2 protein-coding genes and 2 pseudogenes are annotated in these 3446 nt (G+C 58.1%); 1 reads left to right on the forward strand and 3 read right to left on the reverse strand.

Annotated elements, in window-relative coordinates; all coding sequences use genetic code 11:
* Positions 1-199: transposase (locus ACIQ36_RS19385; RefSeq protein WP_395832423.1), on the reverse strand; the 199-nt coding region annotated here is incomplete at its 3' end.
* Between the two features lie 92 nt (positions 200-291).
* Here ACIQ36_RS19385 and ACIQ36_RS19390 point away from each other — a divergent pair.
* A pseudogene (locus ACIQ36_RS19390) lies at positions 292-1041 on the forward strand (IS3 family transposase); the annotation flags it as partial.
* 309 nt (positions 1042-1350) lie between these two features.
* Here ACIQ36_RS19390 and ACIQ36_RS19395 read toward each other — a convergent pair.
* Positions 1351-2655, reverse strand: a complete 1305-nt coding sequence (locus ACIQ36_RS19395) for a citrate synthase (RefSeq protein ID WP_395832425.1) — start codon at positions 2653-2655, stop codon at positions 1351-1353.
* A 100-nt stretch (positions 2656-2755) separates the two neighbouring features.
* Positions 2756-3446, reverse strand: a pseudogene (locus tag ACIQ36_RS19400) (glutamate--tRNA ligase); the annotation flags it as partial.

The raw sequence follows: 3446 nt of genomic DNA on the forward strand, positions 1-3446 counted from the left end.
CCGACCGCGCAGGTGCTCGCAGAGTACCGGCTTCCTTGGCCGTCTTTATCCACTTCCGAAGAAGGTTGGCATTGACCCCATGCTCAAGCGCAAGGCGCGATACCGACACGCCCGCCTCCAGGCAGGCGGCAACGAGACGCGCTTTCGACGCGACGGCGGCCATTACTAAAAATCCGCCTAACCAGCAGTTTCCGTTCATCGTCCTCAATCACCTGGTGTCCACCTCCGTTAAGTGGACACTTCATGCCAAAACACGATCAATTCAAAAAGGTGCTGAGAAATTCGCGCTTACGCCGGTTTGGCTATCGGCGCTTGTTCATTCTGCTGCGTCGGGAGGGGGAGACTTCCGGGATTACACGCCTTTACCGGCTTTACCGCGAGGAAGGTTTGGCGGTTCGCAAGCGGCGGGCTCGGCGCAAAGCCATTGGCACCCGTGCCCCGATCCTGGTGGCGGCCCGGCCCAACGCGCGCTGGTCGCTCGATTTTGTTCACGACCAACTGGACGGCGGGCGGCGGTTTCGGGTGCTCAACATCGTCGATGATGTAACGCGGGAATGTTTGGCTGCGGTTCCCGATACATCAATCTCCGGTCTGAGGGTCGCTCGCGAACTGACGGCGCTGGTGGCTCAGCGGGGAAAACCGGGGATGATTGTTTCCGATAATGGAACCGAACTGACCTCCAACGCCGTGCTGAAATGGGCTCAGGACACCAAGATCACATGGCACTACATTGCCCCCGGCAAACCGATGCAGAATGGGTATAGCGAGAGCTTTAACGGTCGGATGCGCGATGAGTTGCTCAATGAAACCCTATTCACCAGCATGGCTCAAGCGCGGGCCGTCATTGCGGCCTGGGTGGCCGATTATAACATCGTCCGACCGCATTCGGCATTGGGTTATCAGACACCAGCAGCGCACGCTGCAAAACTCAAAGCAATGGGGCCAGTCTCTCCGCCCGTTCCGGGCTCCGAGCCCGGCCCCATTGCCTATACCGCACCAAACGACGTAACTTTAACCCAGGCTCTACTTTCAGCCGGATGAAAGTTCCAAGGCAGGTCAGCGTAAGTCTCGAACTCGGCGAGCTTATAGGGATCGATAACATAATCGAGATAGCAGGTAATCATTGCATCCTACCAAAGTTTTGGCAGGCCGACGACCCAACTCGCCAGCGCAGCCCCGAGTAACAGCACAAGGGTAACTTGCCCAACGCGCCGCGCCCAGGGGGCGGGGTTATCGTTTGCGGCCGTTTGCCGAGGCACCTTCAAGACAATAATAGGAACGCGGGAGAGGCGCCGCGACGCCTCCCCCTTATCCTTTGCGGTGCCGTTACGGCCCCGAAGGTGGTGAATATCAGCCACGCTTCGCGAGCGGAACGAACGGGCGTTCGGCCGACCCCGTGTAAAGCTGACGCGGACGACCGATTTTCTGCCCCGGATCTTCGATCATTTCCTTCCATTGGCTGATCCAGCCAACGGTACGGGCGACGGCGAAGAGCACGGTGAACATCGAGGTCGGGAAGCCCATCGCACGCAGGATGATCCCCGAGTAGAAATCGACGTTCGGGTACAGTTTGCGTTCAACGAAATATTCGTCTTCTAGCGCAACCCGTTCCAGTTCCCGCGCCAGATCCAGCAGCGGGTCTTTAATGTTCAGCGTTTCGAGAACTTCGTAGCAGGTCTGCTGCATCACTTTAGCGCGCGGATCGTAGTTTTTATAGACCCGATGGCCAAAGCCCATGAGACGGAAGCTGTCGTTCTTGTCTTTTGCGCGCTTCACAAACTCAGGAATATTATTCTTATGGCCGATCTGCTGGAGCATGGTCAGCACGGCTTCGTTCGCACCGCCATGGGCTGGCCCCCACAGCGAAGCGATCCCGGCAGCGATACAGGCGAAGGGATTAGCGCCCGACGAGCCCGATAGTCGCACGGTCGAGGTGGAAGCATTCTGTTCGTGATCGGCGTGCAGGATCAGAATACGGTCCATCGCGCGGCTGAGAACCGGATTATTCTTCCAGGTTTCGCACGGAACGGCGAAGAGCATGCGCAGGAAGTTTTCCGAATAGGAAAGCTCATTGCTCGGGTACACCGTGGGCTGCCCGACCGAATATTTATAGGCCATTGCTGCCAGGGTCGGCATTTTGGCGATCAGGCGGTGCGCCGCGATCATCCGCTGATGCGGATCATTAATATCGGTCGAATCATGGTAGAAGGCCGACATAGCGCCGACCAACCCGCACATAACCGCCATCGGGTGGGCATCCCGACGGAAGCCGCGCAGGAAGAACTGCATCTGCTCATGCACCATCGTGTGATAGGTGATGGCGTGATCGAATTCCTGCTTTTCATTGGCGTTGGGCAATTCGCCATTCAGCAGCAGGTAGCAAACTTCCAGAAAGTCGCTCTGTTCGGCAAGATCGGCGATCTTATAGCCGCGATGCAGCAGAACGCCTTCGTCCCCATCGATATAGGTGATGGTGCTTTCACACGAACCCGTGGCCATAAAGCCCGGATCGTAGGTGAAATAGCCGAGTTGGGGGTAGAGAGCGCGGATATCAATAACTTCCGGCCCGAGCGTGCCGGGAATAACCGGAAATTCAGCCGATTTTCCCGTAGCATTATCAGTAATCGTCACCGTTTTCTTTGGTGTGTTACTCATCTCTCATCCCCTTTATATTTTGGACCTTTTCTACCGTAACCGATCGAAGCGGTACCCGTTCGTCATCGACCCTCCCCCAGGGTCTTAGGTCTTACCGCCGTTAGGCTGCTGCGGGCGCAGCAAGCGCATCGGCGATCCGTCCGCAGGCTTCGGCGGCCCCCAAAATTTCGAGCACGTCGAAAATCGGCGGCGACACCGTGCTGCCGGTGAGCGCGGCGCGGAGAGGTTGGGCGAAATCACCCAGTTTGGCGGAAGCCTGTTCCGTAAGCGCCCGGATTGTGGCTTCCAACGGGGCAGCCGTCCAGTCGCTTTGCGTCTCCAACACAATCAGGGCCTGCGACACGAGGTCTCGGTATTTTTCAACCATCGCCGCGGCTTTGGCATCGAGCGCGAGCGGGCGCGCTTTGAAGTAGAACAGAGTGCCTTCGGCCAGTTCCACGAGCGTTTTCGCGCGCGGTTGAAGGCCGGGCAGGGCGCGCAGCAGCAACGCTTCTTCCGCTTCCGTCAAGGAGCGGCCCAGTTTTTCGGCGACCAATGGAATAACGGCGGGCAGCAGATGCTCCGGCGTTGCTTCCTTCATATAGTGGCCGTTAACATTGGCGAGCTTGACGAAATCGAAGCGCGACGGGGCACGGCCGACGTCGGCAATATCGAATAAGCTAATAGCGCGCTCGGTGCTAATCACCTCTTCGTCGCCATGGCCCCAACCAAGACGCAGCAGATAGTTGCGCATCGCTTCGGGCAGATACCCCATCGCCTCATAGGCTTCGACGCCAAGCGCGCCGTGACGC

Origin of the sequence: Elstera sp., assembly GCF_044372965.1 — a bacterium.
Taxonomy (GTDB): Bacteria; Pseudomonadota; Alphaproteobacteria; order Elsterales; family Elsteraceae; genus Elstera.